Annotated in this window: 28 protein-coding genes; 11 read left to right on the top strand and 17 right to left on the bottom strand. The window is 63.7% G+C overall.

Going from position 1 to position 22,732, the window contains the following annotated elements; translation table 11 throughout:
- Positions 1-37: 37 nt before the first annotated feature.
- From ahpF to BMY03_RS13990, 7 genes are all read right to left on the bottom strand, one after another.
- Positions 38-1,600: an alkyl hydroperoxide reductase subunit F gene (gene ahpF, locus BMY03_RS14020; protein WP_094011396.1), complete on the bottom strand. Its 1,563-nt coding sequence runs from the start codon at positions 1,598-1,600 to the stop codon at positions 38-40.
- 125 nt (positions 1,601-1,725) lie between these two features.
- Positions 1,726-2,289, bottom strand: coding sequence for an alkyl hydroperoxide reductase subunit C (gene ahpC, locus BMY03_RS14015; protein ID WP_023631141.1), 564 nt, complete (start codon positions 2,287-2,289; stop codon positions 1,726-1,728).
- A 256-nt stretch (positions 2,290-2,545) separates the two neighbouring features.
- The gene (gorA, locus tag BMY03_RS14010) at positions 2,546-3,901 is read right to left on the bottom strand and encodes a glutathione-disulfide reductase (protein WP_094011395.1); all 1,356 of its coding nucleotides are present in this window, start codon (positions 3,899-3,901) and stop codon (positions 2,546-2,548) included.
- A gap of 98 nt (positions 3,902-3,999) precedes the next feature.
- A complete protein-coding gene (galU, locus tag BMY03_RS14005) occupies positions 4,000-4,839 on the bottom strand; it encodes a UTP--glucose-1-phosphate uridylyltransferase GalU (RefSeq protein ID WP_023631140.1) in 840 nt (279 codons plus the stop codon).
- A gap of 232 nt (positions 4,840-5,071) precedes the next feature.
- Positions 5,072-5,986, bottom strand: coding sequence for a c-type cytochrome (locus tag BMY03_RS14000; protein ID WP_094011394.1), 915 nt, complete (start codon positions 5,984-5,986; stop codon positions 5,072-5,074).
- Entirely contained in the window at positions 5,983-6,633 is a 651-nt protein-coding gene (locus tag BMY03_RS13995; protein ID WP_094011393.1) for a c-type cytochrome, read from the bottom strand. Before BMY03_RS13995 ends, BMY03_RS14000 begins: the two co-directional genes overlap by 4 nt.
- A 145-nt stretch (positions 6,634-6,778) precedes the next feature.
- Positions 6,779-7,138, bottom strand: a complete 360-nt coding sequence (locus BMY03_RS13990) for a hypothetical protein (protein WP_094011392.1) — start codon at positions 7,136-7,138, stop codon at positions 6,779-6,781.
- 161 nt (positions 7,139-7,299) lie between these two features.
- Between BMY03_RS13990 and BMY03_RS13985 the strand changes: the two genes are divergently transcribed.
- The 4 genes from BMY03_RS13985 to BMY03_RS13970 all read left to right on the top strand — a co-directional run bounded on the left by BMY03_RS13985 (position 7,300) and on the right by BMY03_RS13970 (position 9,493).
- Positions 7,300-7,602, top strand: coding sequence for a DUF1883 domain-containing protein (locus tag BMY03_RS13985; RefSeq protein WP_094011391.1), 303 nt, complete (start codon positions 7,300-7,302; stop codon positions 7,600-7,602).
- Positions 7,603-7,609: 7 nt separating this feature from the next.
- Positions 7,610-7,780, top strand: a complete 171-nt coding sequence (locus BMY03_RS26360) for a hypothetical protein (RefSeq protein ID WP_094011390.1) — start codon at positions 7,610-7,612, stop codon at positions 7,778-7,780.
- Between the two features lie 35 nt (positions 7,781-7,815).
- Positions 7,816-8,889 carry an NAD(P)H-dependent flavin oxidoreductase gene (locus tag BMY03_RS13975; protein ID WP_094011389.1) on the top strand — a complete coding sequence of 358 codons (1,074 nt, stop codon included), beginning with the start codon at positions 7,816-7,818 and terminating at the stop codon, positions 8,887-8,889.
- 91 nt (positions 8,890-8,980) lie between these two features.
- Positions 8,981-9,493, top strand: a complete 513-nt coding sequence (locus BMY03_RS13970; RefSeq protein WP_094011388.1) for an isochorismatase family protein — start codon at positions 8,981-8,983, stop codon at positions 9,491-9,493.
- Positions 9,494-9,575: 82 nt separating this feature from the next.
- On the opposite strand, the gene BMY03_RS26630 is transcribed toward BMY03_RS13970, so the two are convergent.
- From BMY03_RS26630 to BMY03_RS13950, 4 genes are all read right to left on the bottom strand, one after another.
- Complete coding sequence (locus tag BMY03_RS26630; RefSeq protein WP_023630031.1) at positions 9,576-9,713, bottom strand: PA0050 family protein; 138 nt, start codon at positions 9,711-9,713, stop codon at positions 9,576-9,578.
- Positions 9,714-9,762: 49 nt separating this feature from the next.
- Entirely contained in the window at positions 9,763-9,906 is a 144-nt protein-coding gene (locus tag BMY03_RS13960) for a PA0050 family protein (protein ID WP_023630030.1), read from the bottom strand.
- A 238-nt stretch (positions 9,907-10,144) separates the two neighbouring features.
- A complete protein-coding gene (locus tag BMY03_RS13955) occupies positions 10,145-12,343 on the bottom strand; it encodes an OsmC domain/YcaO domain-containing protein (protein WP_023630029.1) in 2,199 nt (732 codons plus the stop codon).
- A gap of 127 nt (positions 12,344-12,470) precedes the next feature.
- Positions 12,471-12,815, bottom strand: coding sequence for a hypothetical protein (locus tag BMY03_RS13950; RefSeq protein WP_023630028.1), 345 nt, complete (start codon positions 12,813-12,815; stop codon positions 12,471-12,473).
- A 141-nt stretch (positions 12,816-12,956) separates the two neighbouring features.
- On the opposite strand from BMY03_RS13950, the gene BMY03_RS13945 reads away from it, so the two are divergent.
- Positions 12,957-13,637, top strand: a complete 681-nt coding sequence (locus BMY03_RS13945) for a phytanoyl-CoA dioxygenase family protein (RefSeq protein ID WP_094011387.1) — start codon at positions 12,957-12,959, stop codon at positions 13,635-13,637.
- Here the strand turns inward: BMY03_RS13945 and BMY03_RS13940 are convergent.
- Entirely contained in the window at positions 13,624-13,827 is a 204-nt protein-coding gene (locus BMY03_RS13940; protein ID WP_023631435.1) for a DUF1289 domain-containing protein, read from the bottom strand. The two genes, BMY03_RS13945 and BMY03_RS13940, sit on opposite strands and share 14 nt — an antisense overlap.
- A 153-nt stretch (positions 13,828-13,980) precedes the next feature.
- Here BMY03_RS13940 and BMY03_RS13935 point away from each other — a divergent pair, with 153 nt between their 5' ends.
- The 4 genes from BMY03_RS13935 (at position 13,981) to nhaA (ending at position 18,258) form a co-directional block, all read left to right on the top strand.
- The gene (locus BMY03_RS13935) at positions 13,981-14,433 is read left to right on the top strand and encodes a thiol-disulfide oxidoreductase DCC family protein (protein ID WP_094011386.1); all 453 of its coding nucleotides are present in this window, start codon (positions 13,981-13,983) and stop codon (positions 14,431-14,433) included.
- On the top strand, positions 14,430-14,813 hold the full coding sequence (locus tag BMY03_RS13930) for a DoxX-like family protein (RefSeq protein ID WP_094011385.1): 384 nt from the start codon (positions 14,430-14,432) through the stop codon (positions 14,811-14,813). The genes BMY03_RS13935 and BMY03_RS13930 overlap by 4 nt, the downstream gene beginning before the upstream one ends.
- 92 nt (positions 14,814-14,905) lie before the next feature.
- Positions 14,906-16,621 carry a S8/S53 family peptidase gene (locus BMY03_RS13925; protein ID WP_244891322.1) on the top strand — a complete coding sequence of 572 codons (1,716 nt, stop codon included), beginning with the start codon at positions 14,906-14,908 and terminating at the stop codon, positions 16,619-16,621.
- A gap of 434 nt (positions 16,622-17,055) precedes the next feature.
- A complete protein-coding gene (gene nhaA / locus BMY03_RS13920) occupies positions 17,056-18,258 on the top strand; it encodes a Na+/H+ antiporter NhaA (protein ID WP_038707571.1) in 1,203 nt (400 codons plus the stop codon).
- Between the two features lie 183 nt (positions 18,259-18,441).
- Here the strand turns inward: nhaA and BMY03_RS13915 are convergent, their stop codons facing one another.
- From BMY03_RS13915 to BMY03_RS26135, 4 genes are all read right to left on the bottom strand, one after another.
- Positions 18,442-19,206, bottom strand: a complete 765-nt coding sequence (locus BMY03_RS13915) for an SDR family oxidoreductase (protein WP_094011383.1) — start codon at positions 19,204-19,206, stop codon at positions 18,442-18,444.
- 256 nt (positions 19,207-19,462) lie between these two features.
- Positions 19,463-19,879, bottom strand: a complete 417-nt coding sequence (locus BMY03_RS13910; protein ID WP_094011382.1) for a DUF6691 family protein — start codon at positions 19,877-19,879, stop codon at positions 19,463-19,465.
- A 1-nt stretch (position 19,880) separates the two neighbouring features.
- Entirely contained in the window at positions 19,881-20,306 is a 426-nt protein-coding gene (locus BMY03_RS13905) for a YeeE/YedE family protein (RefSeq protein ID WP_023629269.1), read from the bottom strand.
- A gap of 274 nt (positions 20,307-20,580) precedes the next feature.
- Positions 20,581-20,832, bottom strand: a complete 252-nt coding sequence (locus BMY03_RS26135; RefSeq protein WP_123902482.1) for a hypothetical protein — start codon at positions 20,830-20,832, stop codon at positions 20,581-20,583.
- Between BMY03_RS26135 and BMY03_RS13900 the strand changes: the two genes are divergently transcribed.
- Both BMY03_RS13900 and BMY03_RS13895 read left to right on the top strand, forming a co-directional pair.
- Positions 20,807-21,232: a potassium channel family protein gene (locus BMY03_RS13900; RefSeq protein ID WP_023629268.1), complete on the top strand. Its 426-nt coding sequence runs from the start codon at positions 20,807-20,809 to the stop codon at positions 21,230-21,232. The genes BMY03_RS26135 and BMY03_RS13900 overlap by 26 nt on opposite strands.
- A gap of 169 nt (positions 21,233-21,401) precedes the next feature.
- Positions 21,402-21,968 carry a GNAT family N-acetyltransferase gene (locus BMY03_RS13895; RefSeq protein WP_023629267.1) on the top strand — a complete coding sequence of 189 codons (567 nt, stop codon included), beginning with the start codon at positions 21,402-21,404 and terminating at the stop codon, positions 21,966-21,968.
- A 101-nt stretch (positions 21,969-22,069) separates the two neighbouring features.
- On the opposite strand, the gene BMY03_RS13890 is transcribed toward BMY03_RS13895, so the two are convergent.
- Positions 22,070-22,714 carry a hypothetical protein gene (locus BMY03_RS13890; protein WP_232888057.1) on the bottom strand — a complete coding sequence of 215 codons (645 nt, stop codon included), beginning with the start codon at positions 22,712-22,714 and terminating at the stop codon, positions 22,070-22,072.
- Positions 22,715-22,732: the final 18 nt, after the last annotated feature.

The raw sequence follows: 22,732 nt of genomic DNA, 5'->3' as shown, positions 1-22,732 counted from the left end.
AGGGATGGCGGCGTTCTAGCGTTGCAACCGCAGGCGGTCAGGCCGGGGCCGAAGTGCGGATCAAGTGATCGAAGGCGGCCAGCGAAGCCTTGGCGCCCTCGCCCACGGCGATGACGATCTGCTTGTATGGCACCGTGGTCACGTCACCGGCGGCGAACACACCCGGGATGCTGGTCTGGCCCTTGGCGTCGACGATGATCTCGCCGCGCGGCGACAGCTCCACGGTGCCCTTGAGCCAGTCGGTGTTGGGCAGCAAGCCGATCTGCACGAAGATGCCTTCCAGCGCCAGGTCATGCAGCGCCTCGGTGCTGCGGTCCTTGTAGCGCAGGCCGGTGACCTTTTCACCCTCGCCGACCACTTCGGTGGTCAGCGCGCTGGTGATCACCTTGACGTTCGGCAGGCTGTGCAGCTTGCGCTGCAACACGGCGTCGGCACGCAGCTGGCTGTCGAACTCGATCAGGGTCACCTGGGCAACGACACCGGCCAGGTCGATGGCCGCTTCCACACCGGAGTTGCCGCCACCGATCACCGCCACGCGCTTGCCCTTGAACAGCGGGCCGTCGCAGTGCGGGCAGTAGGCCACGCCGCGAGCGCGGTATTGCTGCTCGCCCGGCACGTTCATCTCACGCCAGCGGGCACCGGTAGCCAGGATCACGGTCTTGGCCTTGAGCGAGGCGCCGCCGGCCAGGCGTACTTCGTGCAGGCCGCCGTCGGTGGCCGGGATCAACGCTTCGCCGCGCTGCAGGTTCATGATGTCGACGTCGTACTGCTTGACGTGCTCTTCCAGGGCCGTGGCCAGCTTCGGCCCTTCGGTCTCTTGCACCGAGATGAAGTTCTCGATGGCCAGGGTGTCGAGCACCTGGCCGCCGAAACGCTCGGCCGCAACACCGGTACGGATGCCTTTGCGCGCGGCGTAGATCGCTGCGGCGGCACCGGCCGGGCCACCGCCGACCACCAGTACGTCGAAGGCGTCCTTGGCATTGATCTTCTCGGCCTGGCGGGCGCCGGCATTGGTGTCGATCTTGCCGAGAATCTCTTCCAGCCCCATGCGACCCTGGCCGAACACTTCGCCGTTCAGGTAGATGCTCGGCACGGCCATGACCTTGCGGGCTTCAACTTCATCCTGGAACAACGCGCCGTCGATGGCGACGTGGCGCACATTGGGGTTGAGCACCGCCATCAGGTTCAGCGCCTGGACCACGTCCGGGCAGTTCTGGCACGACAGCGAGAAGTAGGTCTCGAAGGTGAACTCGCCTTCCAGCGCCTGGATCTGCTCGATCACTTCGGCACTGGCCTTGGAGGGATGGCCACCGACTTGCAGCAGCGCCAGCACCAGGGAAGTGAATTCGTGGCCCATGGGGATGCCGGCGAAGCGCAGGCTGATATCAGACCCCGGGCGGTTCAGCGAGAACGAAGGGCGACGGGTGTCGGCGCCGTCCGCGCTGAAGGTAATCAGGTTCGACAGGCCGGCGATTTCCACCAGCAGGTCGTGCAATTCGCGGGACTTCGCGCCGTCGTCGAGGGAGGCAACGATCTCGATCGGCTGGGTGACCCGCTCCAGGTAGGTTTTCAGTTGCGATTTAAGCGTGGCGTCCAACATACGGGCGATTCCTTTTTCAAAACTCAGATACAAAAACGCCCAGGCGAGGTCGCCCGGGCGTTTTTACGGGGCGGTAACTGCTTCAGCTTTGGCGGCTGTCTACCGCCCGCGGGGTGTGCATCGACTTAGATCTTGCCGACCAGGTCCAGCGACGGTGCCAGAGTGGCTTCGCCTTCTTTCCACTTGGCCGGACAGACTTCGCCTGGGTGAGCGGCAACGTACTGGGCAGCTTTGACTTTACGCAGCAGCTCGGCAGCATCGCGGCCTACACCACCGTCGTTCAGTTCGACGATCTTGATCTGGCCTTCCGGGTTGATCACGAAGGTACCGCGATCGGCCAGGCCGGCTTCCTCGATCAGCACGTCGAAGTTGCGCGAGATGACGTGGGTCGGGTCACCGATCAGTGGGTACTTGATCTTGCCGATGGTGTCCGAAGTGTCGTGCCAGGCTTTGTGGGTGAAGTGGGTGTCGGTGGACACGCCGTAGATTTCCACGCCCAGTTTCTGGAACTCGGCGTAGTTGTCGGCCAGGTCGCCCAGTTCGGTCGGGCAGACGAAAGTGAAGTCGGCCGGGTAGAAGAATACGACGGACCACTTGCCTTTCAGGTCGGCTTCGCTGACCTGGACGAACTCGCCGTTGTGGTAGGCGGTGGCGTTGAACGGTTTGACCTGGCTGTTGATGATAGGCATGAGAGACGCTCCTTCATGGATTGAATTTCAATGGGTTGAAATCAGTTGACGGAGAGAATCCTAACCGCTGGTCCCGTTAAAGGCTCATTGGCAAAGCTCATGCTTGCGATTGGTTTTGGCTATAAGGCGGGATTATTAATAGAAGGGATTGGGCTGAGCAAAGGATTGCGCGGGGTCAAAAGCATCGCGGGGCAAGCCCGCTCCCACGCCCGGCGGTACCTGGCGTAAGAGCGGGCTTGCCCCGCGATAAGGCGTATCAGCGAGTGACGGTACGCATGGACACGAATTCTTCGGCGGCGGTCGGGTGCACGCCGATGGTTTCGTCGAACTGCTGCTTGGTCGCCCCGGCTTTCAGGGCGATACCCAGCCCCTGGATGATTTCACCGGCATCCGGGCCGACCATGTGGCAACCCAGGACCTTGTCAGTCTCGGCGTCGACCACCAGCTTCATCAGGGTCTTCTCCTGGATGTCGGTGAGGGTCAGCTTCATCGCCCGGAAGCGGCTCTCGAAGATCTGCACCTTGTGCCCGGCGGCCAGCGCCTGCTCCTCGGTCAGGCCCACGGTGCCGATCGGCGGCTGGCTGAACACCGCGGTCGGGATGTTCTGGTAATCGACAGGACGGTACTGCTCAGGCTTGAACAGACGACGGGCCACGGCCATGCCTTCGGCCAGGGCCACCGGCGTCAGTTGCACCCGGCCGATCACATCGCCGATGGCCAGTATCGAAGGCTCGGTGGTCTGGAACTGCTCATCGACTCGGATGAAACCACGCGGATCCAGCTCCACCCCGGTGTTTTCCAGGCCCAAGTTGTCCAGCATCGGCCGCCGACCGGTGGCGTAGAAGATGCAATCGGCCACCAGCTCGCGACCATCATTGAGGGTGGCCTTGAGGCTGCCGTCATCGAGTTTGTCGATGCGCTGGATATCGGCGTTGAACTGAAGGTCCATGCCGCGCTTTTCCAGTTCTTCCTTCAGGTGCGTGCGCACCGAACCGTCGAAACCGCGCAGGAACAGGTCGCCGCGATACAGCAACGTGGTAGCGGCGCCCAGGCCCTGGAAGATGCCGGCGAACTCCACGGCGATATAGCCACCACCCACTACCAGCACGCGACGTGGCAATGCCTTAAGGTAGAAGGCTTCGTTGGAGGTGATCGCCAGTTCCTTGCCGGGGATGTCGGGCACCTGTGGCCAGCCACCGGTGGCGATCAGGATGGTGGCCGCCGTGTAGCGCTGGCCCTCGACCTCCACTTCATTGGCGCCGGTGATCCGGGCATGTCCCTGCAGCAGGGTGACGCCACTGTTGACCAGCAAGTTGCGATAGATGCCGTTGAGGCGCTCGATCTCGCGGTTCTTGTTGGCGATCAGCGTACCCCAGTCGAAATGGCCCTCCTCGAGGGTCCAACCGAAGCCCGCGGCCTGTTCCAGCTCGTCGGCCACATGGGCGCCGTACACCAGCAGTTTCTTCGGCACGCAGCCGACGTTGACGCAGGTGCCCCCCAGGTAACGGCTCTCGGCCACCGCCACCCTGGCACCGAAGCCCGCGGCGAATCGCGCCGCGCGCACACCGCCGGAACCGGCGCCAATCACGAACAGATCAAAATCGTAGGCCATGCATTCAGTCTCCTAGGCAGGCGCCCAGCATAGCGCCGTTACCTGCCACAGACAAAAAAGCCACCCCGAAGGGTGGCTCCTGGACCTGCCGGGCGAACTCAGTACGCCTTGCCGGTCTTGTAGTAGTTCTCGAAGCAGAAGTTGGTCGCGTCGATGTAACCCTCGGCGCCACCGCAGTCGAAACGCTTGCCCTTGAACTTGTAGGCGATCACGCAGCCATCCTTGGCCTGCTGCAGCAGGGCGTCGGTGATCTGGATCTCGCCGCCCTTGCCAGGCTCGGTATTGGCGATGATGTCGAAGATGTCCGGGGTCAGGATGTAGCGACCGATGATCGCCAGGTTCGACGGCGCGTCTTCGGGCTTGGGCTTCTCGACCATGTTGGTCACGCGGTAGATGTCGTCACGGATCATTTCGCCGGCGATCACACCGTACTTGTTGGTTTCCTGCGGGTCGACTTCCTGAATGGCAACGATCGAGCAGCGGTACTGCTTGAACAGCTTGACCATCTGGGTCAATACGCCGTCACCCTCCGGGTTGACGCACAGGTCGTCAGCCAGCACCACGGCGAACGGCTCGTCGCCGATCAGCGGGCGGCCAGTCAGGATCGCGTGGCCCAGACCTTTCATTTCGGTCTGGCGGGTGTAGGAGAACGAGCACTCGTCGAGCAGGCGACGGATGCCGACCAGGTACTTCTCCTTGTCGGTGCCCTTGATCTGGTTTTCCAGCTCGTAGCTGATGTCGAAGTGGTCTTCCAGGGCGCGCTTGCCACGGCCGGTGACGATGGAGATCTCGCTGAGGCCAGCGTCCAGCGCTTCTTCAACGCCATACTGGATCAGTGGCTTGTTGACCACCGGCAGCATTTCCTTGGGCATGGCTTTGGTAGCGGGCAGGAAGCGGGTGCCGTAACCGGCTGCCGGGAACAAGCATTTCTTGATCATATACGTCCTTAACAAGGGCTTTGCGTACGAAATTCGGCGCAGTCTAATCAGGCGGCGGTCACCTTACAATGCCCCCCGCGCTGGCCGATGCCATCATAGAGATATTCCAGTGTAGATAGTTCCGGACGGCCGTGAATTTTAAGCGCCTGGCGGCGTCATGGCGGGGCAAGCCCGCCCCCACGATCATCCCTTGCCGGGCGTGGGGGCGGGCTTGCCCCGCGAGGGTTTCGGCTCAACCGCCGATCCCCTGCCCGATCAACACGCCATCGACTTTCTGCCCATAGAGGTTAACCCCGTCATTGGCATGGAACTTCAGCCGGGTCTTCTCGATAGAGCCCTCGACCAGGCGCGGATCCTGCGGCCGCTCATGGCGATTGATCCAGGCTGCCACGTCCCAGGCCTGCTGGTCGCTCAGGCTACCGGGCTTGCCCAATGGCATGTTGTACTTGATGAACGACGCCGCCGTATTGATCCGGTGCATGCCAGCCCCCCAGTTGTACGAGTCCTTGCCCCACAACGGCGGCATCACGTAGTCCCCGGCCACCTTCTGCCCTTCGCCGTTACCGCCGTGGCAGATCGCGCATTGTTCGTCATACACCTGCTCGCCGCGCTTGAAGTCGTAGCCATCCTTGGGCTTCGGCACTTCCGGGTAGCCGCGACCGGCGATCTCCACCCCCGTCGGCGCCTGGGTCGACAGCCAGTAGGCATAGACGCTCAACGCGGTCATCTGCGGGCTGTCGGCCGCCGGCGGCTTGCCGTTCATGCTGAAGCTGAAACAGCCCTGGATGCGTTCGGCGAAGGTGTTGACCTTGTCGTTTTTCTTGCGGTACGCCGGATACATCGGATAGGCGCCCCAAAGCGGCGCGGAATGGAACAGGCGGCCCTGGTCGAGGTGGCAGTTGCTGCAGTTCAGGCCATTGCCGACGGCTTCGGGCATCAGCCTGCGGGTATCGACGAACAGCGCATGCCCTTCACGGACCATCTTGCCAAAGGCGTTGTCCGGAATGGCGCTTTCCGCGGGCGGTACGAATTGCGGGGCCGCCTGCACGCCCGGCACCTTGAGCTGGGACTGGTCTTCCATGGCGATAGGGGTGGCCTGGGCAGCGCCCATGGCCAACAGCAACAGGCTTGGCATAAGGGTTTTCATGGCTTGGCCTCCTGGCTCGCCGGCTGTGCGAAGTAGTCGGCAACCGCCTTGACCTCGGCATCGGTCATCGCTTTGGCGACATCCACCATCAGCTGGTTGGGGTCGTTGCTGCGGCTGCCATCGCGCCAGGCGTTGAGCTGTGCCACCAGGTAGCCGGCCGGCTGCCCGGCCAACGGCGGGAAGTGCTCGCCGACACCGCTGCCACCCGGGCCATGGCACTGCACGCAACCGGGAATCTTGCGGCTCCAGTCGCCATAGAGGGCCAGGCGAGCCACCGGATTGGTGGCAATCTGCTGACGCCGCGTGTCAGGTGCGGGATCGGCTGGCAGCTTGGCCAGGTAGGCGCTGATCGCTTCGATTTCCGCATCGTCCAGGGCCTTGGCCAGTGGTTCCATCACCGCCTGCTTGCGGCTGCCACTGCGAAAGTCCTGCAATTGCTTGCTCAGATAACCGGCAGGCAAGCCGGCCAAGCGGGGAAAGCCGGCGGCGGCGATGCCTTTGCCGTCCGGGCCATGGCAGCCGAGGCAAGCCATGGCGGCGGGATTCTGCCCGCCCTGGTTGAAGATTTTCTGGCCGTCGGCAGCGTGCGCCGAGGGCCAGGCCAAGATCAGCAAGCTGCCGATCACGACATGGCTCAGGGGTTTCATCACGGAGGCTCCATTTCCTTGTTATAAGCTTAGGCTCAAACGATATAAGCCCAGAAATACTAGGCCTATTCCCCGGCCTGCGACAACGTGCCGCCGGGAAGGAAAGTGGCAATACGCCAGCTAATTGCCGATTAACTGAGCTGGATCAAGAACCTGATATGCATTGAGTTGCGGCAGTGCGCACGTCGCCCAGGCGCAGCGGGAAGTTGTTCAACCGCTCGTAGACCTTGATCGCGCTGCCGCTGCCGCGCTTGTCGATATCGAGCAGCGCCGCCGGGCCCACGCCAGCCGTCAGCTTCTGCGGTACGGTCAGGCGCAGGTTTTCCCCGCGCACCTCCTCCTGCAACGGATCGCGCGTTTCAGCCAGCTTGCGCTTCACGCAGTCGGCGTATTCACGTGGCGTCTTGCCAGAGATCACGTCCAAGGTGGCGTGGGACTGCTCGAGTTCCGTCACGCTGACACAGCCTCCCAATGCCAGCACCGCTGCCGCTATTACCCATTTCATGCACATACTCTCCAACTTCAAAGTCATCCTCTGACCACGTCCAGGCGTTTTTGCTCCCACGTCTGGCGGAAATCTCCTTGGCTTGGTCAGCCCGGGCGCAAGTGTAACCTCACATCGTGATATCTTTCGCGTTTGCAGAAACAATCCTTGCGGAGCGCCCCATGAAATTCGTACACCAGCGCGAACACCTGAACGAGGACGATATCGTCGTCATCGAGTGTTCCCAGCGCTGCAACATCCGCCTGATGAACGACGCCAACTTCCGCAGCTTCAAGAATGGCGGCCGGCATACCTACCACGGCGGCCACTTCGAGAAATTCCCGGCGAAGATCACCGTTCACAGCACCGGTTTCTGGAACATCACCATCGACACCGTGACCACCCGCCCGATCTCCGTGACGCGCAAGCCAAGCCTGACCCACAAGATCAAGATCATTCGTCGCTCGTCGTCGAAACTCGGATGAGGCCAGCATGACCCAGACCATCAAGTACGTGATCAAGTACAAGCTCGACGGCGAACGCCGCTGGGATTTCGCCCTGATGCCCGACGCCTCCCTGGAGCAGGCGCAGGAAGCCCTGCGCAAGATCCATGGCGACGACGCTGACAAGATCAGCGACATCCAGGTCAGCAAGGCCCTGTAGCTACTCTGGATCCCACCGCACTCAAGGAGTCGCCCATGAGCACCTGGCAAGACCGCCGCATCCTCGATTTGCTTGGCATCGAGCTGCCCATCCTCCAGGCGCCCATGGCCGGCGCCACCGGCTCAGCCATGGCCATCGCCGTCGGTAATGCCGGGGGCCTGGGCGCCCTGCCCTGCGCCATGCTCTCCAGCGAGCAGTTGCGCGGCGAAATCGACACCTTCCGTGCCGCCTGCCAGGGTCCGCTCAACCTGAACTTCTTCTGCCATCAACCGCCGGCGCCAGACCCCGAGCAAGACGCTCGCTGGAAACAGGCGCTAAAGCCCTTCTACGATGAAGTCGGCGCGGACTTCGAGGCGCCGACGCCGGTGTCCAATCGCGCGCCCTTTGACGAACAAAGCTGCAAGCTGGTGGAGGAACTGCGCCCGGAAGTGGTCAGCTTCCACTTCGGCCTGCCAGCGCCGGCGCTGCTGCAGCGGGTCAAGGCGGCAGGCGCCAGGGTGCTGTCCAGCGCCACCACGGTGGAGGAAGCGATCTGGCTGGAACAGCATGGCTGCGACGCGATCATCGCCATGGGCTATGAGGCCGGCGGCCATCGCGGCATGTTCCTCAGCAACGACATCACCAGCCAGATCGGCACCTTCGCCCTGGTGCCGCAGATCGTCGATGCGGTGAGCCTGCCGGTGATCGCGGCAGGCGGCGTGGCCGATCACCGCGGCCTGCTCGCCGCCCTGGCCCTGGGCGCCTCGGCCGTGCAGATCGGCACCGCCTACCTGTTCTGCCCCGAGGCCAAGGTGTCACCTGCACACCGCCGCGCCCTGGACAACGCCCCCGCCAGCGATACCGCGCTGACCAACCTGTTCACCGGCCGCCCGGCCCGCGGCATCAACAACCGCCTCATGCGCGAGCTGGGCCCGATGAGCGCCCTCGCCCCGCGTTTCCCGTTGGCCGGCGGCGCGCTGATGCCGCTGCGCGCGATCACCGACCCGCAAGGCAACAGTGATTTCAGCAACCTGTGGTCCGGGCAGGCATTGCGCCTGGGAAGGCATATGGGTGCAGAGTCACTGACCCGCGAAATTGCAGGCGAGGCCCTCAAGCGGATTGTCAGGTGAACGCGCCACGTTGATAGAGAGGCCCTTGCCGCAATAAACCGGCGTGCGGCGGTATACTCGCCAGCTTTCGAACCTCGCCCGGGAAACCGCCATGCAGCAAGTCCTGCTCATCGTCGATGTGCAATCCACCTTCAGCCCTTCCGAGAAACTGGTGGACGGCATCCGCGTGTTGTCCGCGCACATCCCCACGATCGCTTCGGTCGAACTGCACGACGAGCAGGTCACACCTTTCCAGCGCCAGCTCGGTTGGCACCCGGCCAGCGAGGACGTGGCCCTGGTCGAGGCGGACAAGGTGTTCATCAAGCATGGCTACGGCCAGAGCGCCGAGACACTCGACTACATCAAAAGCCTCGGCGTCGAGCGTGTGTTGGTCTGCGGGCTGCAGACCGAGACCTGCGTGCTGGCCGCAGGCTTCGCCCTGTTCGATGCGGGGCTTACCCCGACACTGGTCACCGACCTGACCATGGGTTCCTCGCTGGACCGCTCCGGGCAGTTGGGCATCGACCTGTGGAAGCACCATTTCGGTCATGTCACCACCGCCGCCGAGGTGCTGGCCGGGCTGCACGATCAGCGAGATGTTCCAAGCCCCTCGAATACGCAGTGATCGGTGCGCAGCCAGCCCGGCCTGGTTTTCGCCCGTTATCCGCCGCGCAAGCTCGCGCCTGCCGTCTCAGGCGGCCATGGAATCAAGGGCACTCGCAGGTCGAAGGCCCGAACACGGGTCCCGCGCAAGGGTCTGTGCCCGGGCCGAACACCGGGCACGACGCCTGGGCCGTCACGGAAAAGCCCCACAGCAGCAGTACAGCCAACATGACTTTCTTCATGGGTAACCTCCTGGTCAATGATTGATGCTTCCCTGCACTTTCACTGTGATCAGCGCTCGCACACGCAGGTCGTCGGGCCCAGCACCGGGCCGGCACAAGGGTCCTCCCAGGGTCCCAGTACCGCGCAGTCGGCCTGCGCCGTCATCGAGCACATCCACAGCAGTATCGCGCCAGCCAGCATTTTCCTGTTCATCCAACCCTCCTTGGGCCTATCCCTGACGATCTTTTCCCAACGGGCGGCAACCGCTCGCCGGGCCCGCAACAGCTAAGACCAACCCTGTGGATTGCGCCACTGTGGTGCATCGTCGCGGTTGGAGTTGGAAAGTGACCAGGATAAGCCCGGGTCGTGCAGCAGCTGCTCCAGCCCCGGTGCAAGCCGCTGTCCCAAAAAGAAAGGGCCGCTTAGGCGGCCCTTGGCATCCAAGACATGATCAACTGCTCAACCCGGCCGCTCTCGCCCGTGCGGCGTGCAGCTTTTTGTAGCTCTCGACCAGACGCAGGTGACGGTCAAGCCCTTCGAGCCCCATGCTGGTGGGGGTCAAGCCATGGAAACGCACGCTGCCATCCACCGAGCCCAGCACCGCGTCCATCCGCTCATTGCCGAACATGCGGCGCAAGTTGGCCTCGTAGTCGGCCATCTCCAGCTCATCGTCCAGCACCACCTCCAGCACCACGTTCAGCGCCTGGTAGAACAGCCCGCGCTCGACGGTGTTGTCGTTGAACTGCAGGAACATCTCGACCAGCTCCTTGGCGTCCTCGAAGCGCTGCAGTACCAGGTGAATCAGCAGTTTCAGCTCGAGGATGGTCAGCTGGCCCCACACCGTGTTGTCGTCGAACTCGACGCCGATCAGCGTGGTGATGGTGGTGTAGTCGTCCACCTCGGCATTGTCCAGACGCTTGAGCAGCAGCTTCAGCGAGCGGTTGTCCAGCTTGTGCAGGTTGAGGATGTCGGCACGGAAACCCAGCGCCCGGTTGGTGTTGTCCCAGATCAGGTCCTCGACCGGGTAGATCTCCGAATAACCCGGCACCAGGATGCGGCAGGCGGTGGCGCCAAGGTCGTCGTACACGGCCATGTACACCTCCTTGCCCAGGTCCTCGAGAATGCCGAACAGCGTCTGCGCCTCCTGCTGGTTGGAGTCCTCGCCGTGGCCCGAGAAGTCCCACTCGACGAACTCGAAGTCGGCCTTGGCGCTGAAGAAGCGCCACGACACCACGCCGCTGGAGTCGATGAAGTGCTCGACGAAGTTGTTCGGTTCAGTTAGCGCGAGGCTGTCAAAGGTCGGCTGCGGCAGATCGTTCAGGCCCTCGAAACTGCGCCCCTGGAGCAGCTCGGTCAGGCTGCGTTCCAGCGCCACCTCGAAGCTCGGATGGGCACCGAACGAAGCGAACACGCCGCCGGTGCGCGGATTCATCAGGGTCACGCACATCACCGGGAACTCACCGCCCAGCGACGCGTCCTTGACCAGCACCGGGAAGCCCTGCTCCTCCAGCCCCTGGATGCCGGCGACGATGCCCGGGTACTTGGCCAGTACCTCCTGCGGCACGTCCGGCAGGCACAGCTCGCCTTCGAGGATCTCGCGCTTGACCGCCCGCTCGAAGATCTCCGACAGGCACTGCACCTGCGCCTCGGCCAGGGTGTTGCCGGCGCTCATGCCGTTGCTCAGGTACAGGTTCTCGATCAGGTTGGACGGGAAGTACACCGTCTGGCCGTCCGACTGGCGCACGAACGGCAGCGAGCAGATACCGCGCTCCTTGTTGCCCGAGTTGGTGTCGTACAGGTGCGAGCCGCGCAGCTCGCCGTCGGGGTTGAAGACCTGCAGGCAGTAATCATCGAGGATCTCGGCCGGCAGCGCGTCCTTGGGCCCAGGCTTGAACCACTGCTCGTTGGGGTAATGCACGAACGCGGCGTTGGCGATGTCCTCGCCCCAGAACTGGTCGTTGTAGAAGAAGTTGCAGTTCAAGCGCTCGATGAACTCACCCAGCGCCGAGGCCAGCGCCGCTTCCTTGGTGGCGCCCTTGCCGTTGGTGAAGCACATCGGCGACTGCGCGTCGCGCACGTGCAGCGACCAGACGTTGGGCACGATGTTGCGCCACGAGGCGATCTCGATCTTCATCCCCAGCTCCGCCAGCAGGGCAGACATGTTGGCGATGGTCTGCTCCAGCGGCAGGTCCTTGCCCGGGATGTAGGTGGTGGTGTCCGACACCGGCATCAGCAATGCCTGGGCATCGGCGTCGAGGTTGTCGACCTGCTCGATGATGAACTCGGGGCCGGTCTGCACCACTTTCTTCACGGTGCAACGGTCGATGGAGCGCAGGATGCCCTGGCGGTCCTTCTCGGATATGTCCTCGGGCAGCTCGACCTGGATCTTGAAGATCTGGTTGTAGCGGTTCTCGGGGTCGACGATGTTGTTCTGCGACAGGCGGATATTCTCGGTCGGAATGTCGCGGGTCTGGCAGTACAGCTTGACGAAGTACGCCGCGCACAGGGCCGACGAGGCCAGGAAGTAGTCGAACGGCCCCGGGGCCGAGCCGTCACCCTTGTAGCGGATCGGCTGGTCGGCGATCACCGTGAAGTCGTCGAACTTGGCTTCGAGACGGAGGTTGTCGAGAAAATTGACCTTGATTTCCATGCGAGGGGGTACCAGGAAGCGGGCGAAAATGGCGGGTATTATCCGGGATTCGTCGGCGAATGTCTTGGCATACCGCCTGACGAGCCGCAACGGGGCGCGCGAGGATCTTTCATGGCTTCGCCAGCCCCTACTCCGCCCGGAAGCTCCAGACGATCTCGACCACCCGCGAAGCCAGCACCAGGTAAAGCAAACACAGGATCACCTGCAATGCCGTGTGGTAAGGCAGCTTGGCCAGCCGGTGCAAGGTATCGCTGACGTTCAGCAGCAACAGCAGCGCCGACACCAGGATCAGCCCCCAGCCAGTGAAACTCGACACCCACAAGCCCAGCAGGATCTGCTGGTCACCGTGAATCGCCTCGGTGCCTGCGGCGAACAGCAGCGCGCACACCAGCAGGTTCTTCAAGTTGTCGAACACTTTGGCGCTGAGGTCGGCGTCGAGCAGTGCCAGGTACTTTTGCCAGAGTCTGCGCATGGGCCTCTCCCACGGGATACAGGTGATGTGCGCAAGTCTAGAAGTGATTGGCCAAGTGCACGCTACCCGTGACGCTCGCAAAAGCCGGCCAGGCTCACTACCCTTGGCCAACACACGACTGACAGGGATAGCGAGAGTGCCATGCCCCATCACCAACAGCTGCACCAGGCGGGCTATGCCCTGCTCCGCCAGGCGATCCCGACACAATGGCTGGACGAGCTGCGTCGGCTATTCGAGGCTGGGGTGAAACCCTCGGAGGACTGGCCGGTGCCCCGCGCCAGGGACTGGCGTCATGCGCAACTGGATGGCGCAGCAGCGGTCCAGGCCGTTTGCCGCTTGCCGCAGGTGCTGGCAGCGGTTGGCGCGTTGATCGGCGAAAGGTTCTTCCTCTACCAGGTCGAGGGGCGCGCCCCCGTTGCCGGGGGTGGCCATCAACGCCTGCACCGTGACCTGTCGGCGCAGCGCCCGGGCGACACGGTGGGGGTGATGGTCTACCTGGACGATTACGGCCCGGACAACGGAGCCACCCGTATCGTCCCCTGCAGCCATCGCCCCGCCCCGGACGCGCCACCTTTCGACTTCAGTGACGAATCACGCAGCGTCCAGCTTTCCGGGCGAGCGGGCGACGCCCTGGTGTTCGATGTCGACCTGGTACATGCCGGCAGCTTGAATGCCAGCGGTGCACCGCGCCGCGCGCTGCTGATCGGTTATGCCGCCGACCCGCTGTATGCCGTGTTCGAGGAAACCGCGCATCTGCGTGGCGTCCAAATGGACACACAGCAACGCTTCGAACCCTCGGACTACCCGTTCACGACGCCATGACCTGGCGCTTGGCGTTCTTCTTGACGATAGCCTTCATACGCGCCGCCGCGCGCTGCACGGTCGCCATCTTCTCCGGGCGCTTCATGCCGCGCCATTTACGGATCTCGTCCCGGGTCCGGCCACAGCTGACGCACAGCTCGCTGTTGAGCTGGCATAGCGAGATGCACGGATTATCGATGTCTTTGGCCATGGGGCACTCCGCTGACGGGCGCGTATCATACCGGCTTTGGCCAAGGGGTGCAGGCCAGGGCCTTTGCAGGTGATCCACCCACCGCGCGTACATGCCCCTTCGCCTGCCTGACCGCTATACAATACCGGCCCACCGCCTGAACGGAATCAAGCCATGCCCGCTGCCCTGAAACGCCCTACCCCTGCGCCACTGCTTGCGCCAGGAGAAACCGTCTTGCTGTTCGACGGTGTGTGCAAGCTGTGTAATGGCTGGGCGAAATTCGTGATCCGCCATGATCGCCATCAACGCATCCGCCTGGCCACGGTGCAGTCAGCGCAAGGCCAGGCGCTGCTCGCCTGGGCGGGCCTGCCGCTAGCGGCGTTCGACACCATGGCGGTGATCCGTGACCAGAACTGCTGGGTGCGCTCCGCGGCGTTTTTCGAAATCACCCGACAACTGCCCGGCGCCTGGCCGCTGCTGCGGGTACTGCGCATCTGCCCGCAGGGACTACGGGACTGGCTGTACGATCGTGTGGCACTCAATCGCTATCGCCTGTTCGGCAAGCACGACCAATGCCTGCTGCCGAGCCCGGACCACCAGCGACGCTTTCTCCAGGGCCAGCCATGAACCGCCTGCGCCAGGTGCACTGGCTGGCGCGCGCCAGCCTGGCGTTCATCTTCGCCTACCACGGGCTGGTGCCCAAGCTGCTGTTGCTCAGCCCCGGTGAGCAGTTGTTGTTGCAGGCTCACGGACTGGGGCACGCAGCCTGGCTGTCACAAATTGCCGGCGTAGCTGAACTGGTACTCGCCGCACTGCTGCTGATGCCGAGCCTGGCCTGGCCGTTGCTGGTCGCCGCGGGCGTGCTGCTTGGGCTGCTGGTGGATGTGGCGGTGATGCAGCCGTCGATGCTGGTGGACGCCTTCAATCCGGTCTCGCTGAACGTGGCGGGCGTGACACTGTGCGCCGTGGCGTGGGCCTCAAGGCAAGGCCATACCTCTGACAGCTGAACCAAGCGCGCTGCGCAGCAGTCGGAACTGCAGGCCCTCAGCAAGGAAACCGCCCCATGGCCGTACTGCTCGCCGCCTTCATCACCCTGCTCATGTTGCTCGCAGGCGCAATGGCACAGGCGTCGGAAGGCTTGCGTATCGAAAGCCTGAAGCGTTGCGGTGACCTGCTGGACACCCGGCGCCAAGACTGGTGCCTGACCGTCCGGGGGCTGAGCGCCCAGCCGCCGACACTGAAACTCGGCGACAAGACGATCCCCTCCAGCGCGGTGGTGCGCGAAGCGGATCGGCTACGCCTGCGGCTGGACAGCAGCGAGCGGCAAAGCGGCCCGCTCTGGCTTGAACATGGCACGCGCACCAGCAACGCTGTATGGCTGACACTGCGCAACAGTCACGTACTGGCCGCAGGGCCAGACGAAGTGGCGAGGAACATGGACGGTCTGACTACGTATGTGAACCTGGTGAGTCTGTTGATCGAGGAACGTCATGATGGTCGCCAGGAGGCCGAACGCCTGGCGGGCAAATATGGGGCCAACGTCGTCGGCAGCATTGCGCCGCTGAACCTCTATCAGTTGCGCCTGCCGGCACGCAATCTGGAGCAACGCGATGCCCTGGTTCTACGCCTGAGCAGCGAGGCCAGCGTCGATGCGGTGGTCATCGAAGAGTCGGCGCCGGAACAGGCCGAACAGGAACGCCCCCACACCCCACCCCGGGACTCTGACGAGTGGGCGGCGAACCGCTTCCTGGACGCGGTCGATTTCTACCAGCGACGCCTGCCTGGCAAGCAGGCTGTCATCCAGCCACAGCCGCTGCGCATCGGCCTGATCGAACGCGATGTCGACTTCGACAGCCCGGACTTTGCCGATTACCTGGGTGCGTGTGCCATTCCCCGCACGTGCCTGTACGCCCGCGACGCGGACCAGCCAGACACGCATGGCACCACGGTCGCCGGCATTCTTGCCGCCGGCTGGAACAATGGTGGCAACACCGGCTTCCTGCGCGGCCTGGAACCGGCCAGCGGCGGTTTCGAGGTGATCGTCGAGCGCAACTCCGATGCCGGTATCACGGCCAATATCGCGGCCTCGGTCAACCTCGTCGAGGACGGCGTGCGCGTGCTCAACTGGAGCTGGGGCATCCACCGCGTCGGCACCCGCAACGCCGAGGGTGAAGAAGTCGACTCCTTGTTGCGCTCAGGGCTTGCCATGAGCGGCTACGAGGAATTGCTGGAAGAGTTCTTTCTCTGGCTGCGCAAGTCGCACCCCGATGTGCTGGTGGTGAACTCCGCCGGCAATGGCTCGACCTTTGCCGGCACCGACGATTACCGCCTACCCTCCTCGTTCATCACCGAGCAGTTGCTGGTGGTCGGCGGCCACCAGCGCGCCCAGGGAGGCGAGCGCGCCGTTGACGACCCGGCCTTTGCCGTCAGGCGCAGCAGCTCGAACATGGACATGCGGGTGGACATCACCGCTGCCGCCTGCGCCCACGCCTCGACCCTCGAAGCAGGGCCGCCCGGCGCAGTGCATTGCGGTACCTCCTATGCCACGCCGATGGTCACGGGCCTGGTGGCGGCGATGTTGTCGATCAACCCGAACCTGCAGCCCGAACAGGTACGCATGCTGTTGCGCCGCAGCGCCATGAGCATCGGTGACCAGCATGACTTCGAGCGGATGGATGCCGAGGACCTCACCGCTCCCATCCTGCCGTCGGAACGCAACTATCAGCTCGGTGACAAGGATGTCGGGCGGTCGGCGCGGCTGGACATGCAAAAAGCCCTCGACCTTGCGCTGAAAAGCCTTGAGCGGGTGCGCTGACAGGTTTTCGATGTGAATGCAGGCAGCCTAGGTAACGAGTGGGCCCAAAGCGTGGGGCCCTCTGGCCATGGCCGATACCGGGCTGCCCCACCTTGACCTGGCAACATTTGGACGCAAAATGTTGACGCATTCCTGCGATCGGATAGCTAGAATGACCGCCTGGCGTGTGCTGCGTGCGCCCGGGAGCCTTCCCGAATACGGAGAACATTCATTTGTTTTCCGTGAGATTTGTCCATGTTGCACGCATGCCTCCATTCCCCATGGCCCTTCCTGCCCCGTGTCTTCACGGCGTGGGTTGCCGTGCCGCATTCCCCATCCTTCTTCTCGCCCTTCGCCGCAGTGGCCCGCCCAGTCCGGAGCCAGCGTCCCGCCGTGCCCGTTGTCCGCCACGCCACTGCCATTGCGAGGGTGATGCCATGAACGAGGACCGTTACATGACTGCACCCCTTCCTACCCTCAAGCCGCGCTCCATGCTGCGTCACCTGCTGGCCACCGAAGCGGCCGGCGGCGTCTTGCTGATGTTCACCGCCGCGCTGGCCATCGTCATTGCCAACAGTCCCTGGGCCAGCGCCTACCAGCACCTGCTGCACCTGCCCGTCGGCCCGGTGCTGACCGAGAAACTCGGCCCGATGACCGTGCACATGTGGATCAACGATGGTCTGATGGCGATCTTCTTCCTGCTGGTAGGCCTGGAGATCAAGCGCGAGCTGGTCGACGGCCGCCTGGCCAGCTGGGAGCAGCGCCGCCTGCCGGCACTGCCAGCACTGATGGGCATGGCCGTGCCGGCGCTCATATACCTGGCGGTGGCAGGCGGTGAACCCGGGCTGTCCAACGGCTGGGCGATCCCCGCCGCCACCGACATCGCCTTCGCCGTCGGCGCCCTGGCCCTGCTCGGACGACATGCGCCGCTGTCACTGAAGGTAATGCTGGTGTCGGTGGCGATCATCGACGACATGGGCGCGGTGGCAATCATCGCGGTGTTCTACACCTCGTCGCTGAACCTGCTGGCACTGGCTGGTGCCGCCGGCATCATCGCCATCCTGCTGGCCTGCAACCGCCTGCGCGTGGTCAGCCTGTGGCCCTACCTGATCGGCGTGGCCGCGCTGTGGTACGTGACCCTGCTGTCAGGCGTGCACGCCACCATCGCCGGCGTGGTCGGCGCCCTGTTGATCCCGTACAGCACAGGCAGCAGCGAGGCCCGCGAGGCCAGCCCGCTGCTCAAGCTGGAGCATGGCCTGGCGCCATGGGTCGGCTTCCTCATCGTGCCTGCGTTCGGCTTTGCCAACGCCGGGGTGTCGTTCGGCGACCTGGGCCTTGACGACATCTTCGCCCCACTGCCGCTGGCCATTGCCCTGGGCCTGCTGCTGGGCAAGCAGCTCGGTGTATTCGGTGGCGTGCTGCTGGCGGTCAAGACCGGCCTGGCCAGCAAACCCCAAGGCGCCAGCTGGCTGCAGATCTACGGCGTGGCGATGCTCTGCGGTATCGGCTTCACCATGAGCCTGTTCATCGGCGAACTGGCGTTCCCGGGCCAGGCCGAGAAGATCGATGCAGCCAAGATCGGCATCTTGCTGGGCTCGTTGCTGTCGGCAGTCATCGCCTGCCTGATCCTGCGATTTGCGCCCAAGCAGGCCGATTGAAGTAGCCACGGCCCGCGCCTGCTCGACAGCTCAGTGGCTGTCGAGCAGGTGCAGAAAGGGGTCGCGGACCTTCATATTGTCACTGTGACCGACGTTGACGTGCACGCCATAGCGCCGAGCAGGCGGTGGACCTGCAATGCCGAAAAGGGTGATATGCCCCAGCATGACATATTATGGCGCGCCTCAGCCGCGCACCACCGATATCCCGCCATCCACCACCATCGCCGACCCGGTCATGAAGCTTGATGCGTCCGAGGCCAGGAACAGTGCCGCCTCGGCGATTTCCTCCGGCCTGGCCAGGCGTTTGAGGGCGTGCAACCCTTCGACATGGGCCTGGGCCTCGGGGCTGCTCATCACACTGCGGCCCATCGGCGTGTCGGTACCGCCCGGCAGCAACGCATTGGCGCGTATCCCGAGGGCACCCTGCTCCGCCGCGATGACCTGGACCAGGCCGACCAGGCCCGCCTTGCTGGCCGCATAAGCAGCCATGCCCGGCATACCCACCGCGTGGCCGACGAAGGTCGAGGTGAAGATCAGCGAGCCACCGCCACGGGCCAGCAGCGCCGGAATCTGCGCCTGGGCGCAGAGGAAAGCGCTGGTCAGGTTGGTGTGCAAGGTATGTTGCCAGGCGTCCAGCGTCAGCTCGGGAACGGCAGCCAGCTCACCGAGGGTGCCTGCATTGTTGAAGGCGATATCGAGGCCACCGAAGCGCGACACTGCCGCGTCCACCAGTTCCCTGGCCAGCGCCGCATCGGTGATGTCACCGGCCACCGTAAAGACCCGGCCGTGTCCGCCTGCCGTGATGTCCGCCGCCAACTGCTCGAGCTCAGCCTGACGCCGCGCTGTGAGCACCAGATTGGCGCCGTGCCGGGCGAACAGTTTCGCCGCCGCACGGCCGATGCCAGAGCTGGCACCGGTGATGATTGCCACTTTGCCTGCCAGTTGCATGATCTGTACCTCGTCCTGAAGGTGATTTGCAGGGTGCGCGGGTACTATCGGGTGCGGTACGGGGGGATGCTCTCCGTTTCTTGCGCACTCTGGCGCCATTGCTTATTTGCCTTGGACATTGGCATCCCAGCCCGGGTCGAGCACACACAGTGCCCCACGTGCAAAACCTGCACGGCCTCACCTTTCCATCACGCATGCCCGTGCATGGCCACATTCGCGCTCAAGTCGCGACAACTTCTTTGGTGCACTGCCTTGTTCAGTTGCGTGAAACTTCCAAGGCATTGACCAGCAGCATGCCAGCAAGCATCGCTGCCACGAACAGCCAGGCCTGCCAATACCCACCCACCAGCAGCACCAACGCAGGACCAGGGCAAATGCCGGCAAGCCCCCAGCCGGCCCCGAAGACCAGACTGCCGCCGACCAGCCGATGATCGACGTCATGCCGCGTTGGCATCTGCATCCGTCCTCCCAGCAACGCCACGGCTTGCCGCCGTGCCCACGTCATGGGCAGCAACGCCATGCCGATGGCGCCGACCATCACCAGTGCCAGCGATGGATCCCACTGCCCAGCAAGGTCGAGAAAGCCAAGGACCTTGGCAGGGTTCGCCATCCCCGACACCAACAGCCCCATGCCGAACAGGGCCCCGGCGAGGAAACCAATGAATCGCTGCATGTTAAGCACCTGCCAGGACATGACGAAGGAGAAAGACAGTGGCAAATCCGGCGCTCATGAAACACAGCGTTGCCACCGCAGAGCGTGGCGATAACCGAGCCAGCCCACACACGCCATGGCCGCTGGTGCAGCCTGCGCCATAGCGTGTGCCGATACCCACAAGCAACCCGGCCACCATTAGCGCCCAGGGCGAGGCGGTGAAATGCACAGGTGGCATCGTCGTAAACACCTGCCACAGCAGCGGCGCGACGAAGATCCCCAGCAAGAACGACGCTTTCTCGCCCCGCCCTTCTGCGCCACGCTGCAACAACGACCCGATCAGGCCACTGATACCGGCAATGCGCCCATTGGCCACGGCAAACAGCCCCGCGGCCAAACCGATCATGGCGCCGCCTGCCAAGGACGACCAAGGGGTAAAATCGTTCATGCTCAACTCCTCAAGGAATGCGACGTGCGCGACTCGGGCTCTAGCTCAAGGCAGGCGCCTCAACCTGGCAGCCCAGGAACCTGCGCTCATGCCAGGCAGGATCAAGCTGAGCAGTACGCAAGCGATCGCGTGGACGATAATCGTGCCACGTTGCTGCAAAGGCAAATCCAGAATCCCCCGTGGCGAGCTTTCCGGGTTGCCCGGCGTAGAGCCTCTTTGGTGGTCTGCCCGACCCGGAGTATTGGAAGCGGCGCCGCCAGCGGCCTGACATTTGTCAACGGTGCAGCGTCGATTCGCCGGGTTTGACCTTTATCAATCGCCTCGCCTGCTGCAGGGATAGAAACAAGCAGCAGGACACTGTTGCGCGCGAGCGCATCATGGCCGGGGGCAGAAACAGCGCCGAGGCGGCTTGACGTTGCTGCTGCAGATCCTTCACCCCACCGGCGACAAGTTGACCATCAGCATGCAGTGTCCCTGCAGCCCCGACCCGAGTAACGACGATGCTCACTGTCACGCTGATCAACATGCTGATCGTGATCCTGGTGGTCGTCATTCACTACGAATGCCTGCTGCGCTTGAATGACTGGCTACCGCGCCTGAGGCTGTGGAGTCGGTTCCGTATCGTCGCGGGGGTGTTCGGCGCGTTGTTGGCACATGCCGTGGAGGTCTGGTGCTTTGCCCTGGCCTATTACCTGATGTCCCATGCCGAGGGCTGGGGAACGCTCAGCGGTAGTTTCGACGGGAGCTTCCTGGACTGCGTTTATTTTTCCTTCACCACCTACACCACCATTGGCTTCGGCGACATCGCGCCCACCGGTCACCTGAAATACCTCACTGGCCTACAGGCACTGACAGGCCTGGTGCTGATCACCTGGACCGCCTCGTTCCTGTTTCTGGAAATGCAGAAGTACTGGAAAGCCAAATGAATCCCAGCGCGAAACGCCCAGTTGCCTGGCCAGCCATCTCACCTGCTGCTGGCGGGCAGCGGCGTGATCAAGGGTGTTGTCGTGCACGACCTTGACAACGGTCAAGCCTGCTTCAGGTCCACAGCCGACGCTTACCTTCCCTAGTTCAATCACTGCCGAGGATATTGCCATGCCCCCCGCCGAGACTTCACGTCAACCCTCCAAATCCATCTTTCCGACACCTGCCGGCGAGCATTGGGTCGAAGCCCTGGACAACGGCACCCACGTGCTGGTCCGGCCGCTGCAAGCCAAGGACCGGACACGCGAAAAGGCCTTCATCGAACGCTTGTCGCCCGAATCGCGGCACTTTCGCTTCCTCTGCCAGGTCAAGGAACCCAGTGACGCCCTGCTCGACCAGTTGATGAAGGTCGACGAGGACCGCCAAGCTGCTTACGTCGCCCTGGCCCACGTCGAGGGTGAATTGCAGGAAGTGGGCATTACGCGCTATGCCGCCGGTGCCGACAAGGCTGAGTGCGAGTGCGCGGTGACGGTACTCGACAGTTGGCAACATCATGGGCTAGGCCGAATCCTGCTCAGCCACCTGATCGATCACGCCAAGGCTCAGGGCTTTCGGCAGATGTACTCGATTGACTCGGCTGCCAACCAGCCAATGCGCGACCTGGCCAAGGCAGCAGGCTTCACCACGGCCGCGGACCCGGATGACCCGAGCCAGGTCATCCATCGCCTCACCCTCTGAGCCGCGCCAGGCCCAAGGCGTGGCCGCACATGGCAATCTCCCGTGCCATGTGCGGCCCCCTTCATTCATTGAGCGTCCAGGCAACAGCACTCACTTTGTGGTCAAGGCGTGTTCAAATTGCCTGTCTCGGGTAGCAGGTCGAACCGCGCGAGGCAACGCTGCTCGTCGGCGGCGGTCAGCGCCCGCAGGCCACTCACCTGCTGCATCGGTGTCCCGAACAACGCCAGGCGGATCACCCCATTGCGCTCCAGGAAGGTTTGCGCCAGGCAGGCACACACGGGCTTGCCAACCAACGCCGCAAGCCGCGCCTCTTCGGGTACCTGCACCTGTGCCTGCAGGTTCGCCGAGCAGTTTCCCACGATCTGCGCCACGGCGCGCCCAGCCTGCCATACCGTGGCACTGCCCAGAACCGCCAGGAGCAACAGCATGACCATCAGCGTGTTGGATTCCCGGGTGATCGCGCGCAGCAACGCCAGTCTGGCCTGCCCGCCCGTCTCCCGGCTGTTGAAGATCGCTTTGCCGACCGTACGGCGCACTCCGCGCTGCACGACCCAGCCCAGCAACGCGCACAATGCCAGCAGGCTCAGGAGCACGGCCGGATCACGCATCGGCATGCGCCAGCTGGGGCTCACGGCGCGGTAGACAGAGGCTGCCATGAGCAACGCGGCGATGGCCACGATCCAGCCAAGGCTGCCCCTGGGCCGATGCATCCAGGCCCTTAGTTTCGCTCGCGCTTTCGTGTTCATGACTACCTCCCGCGCCGT

Source organism: Pseudomonas soli (genome assembly GCF_900110655.1).
GTDB lineage: Bacteria > Pseudomonadota > Gammaproteobacteria > Pseudomonadales > Pseudomonadaceae > Aquipseudomonas > Aquipseudomonas soli.
The sequence above is the reverse complement of the archived record's forward strand: the minus strand, read 5'-3'. Positions and strand labels throughout refer to the sequence as shown.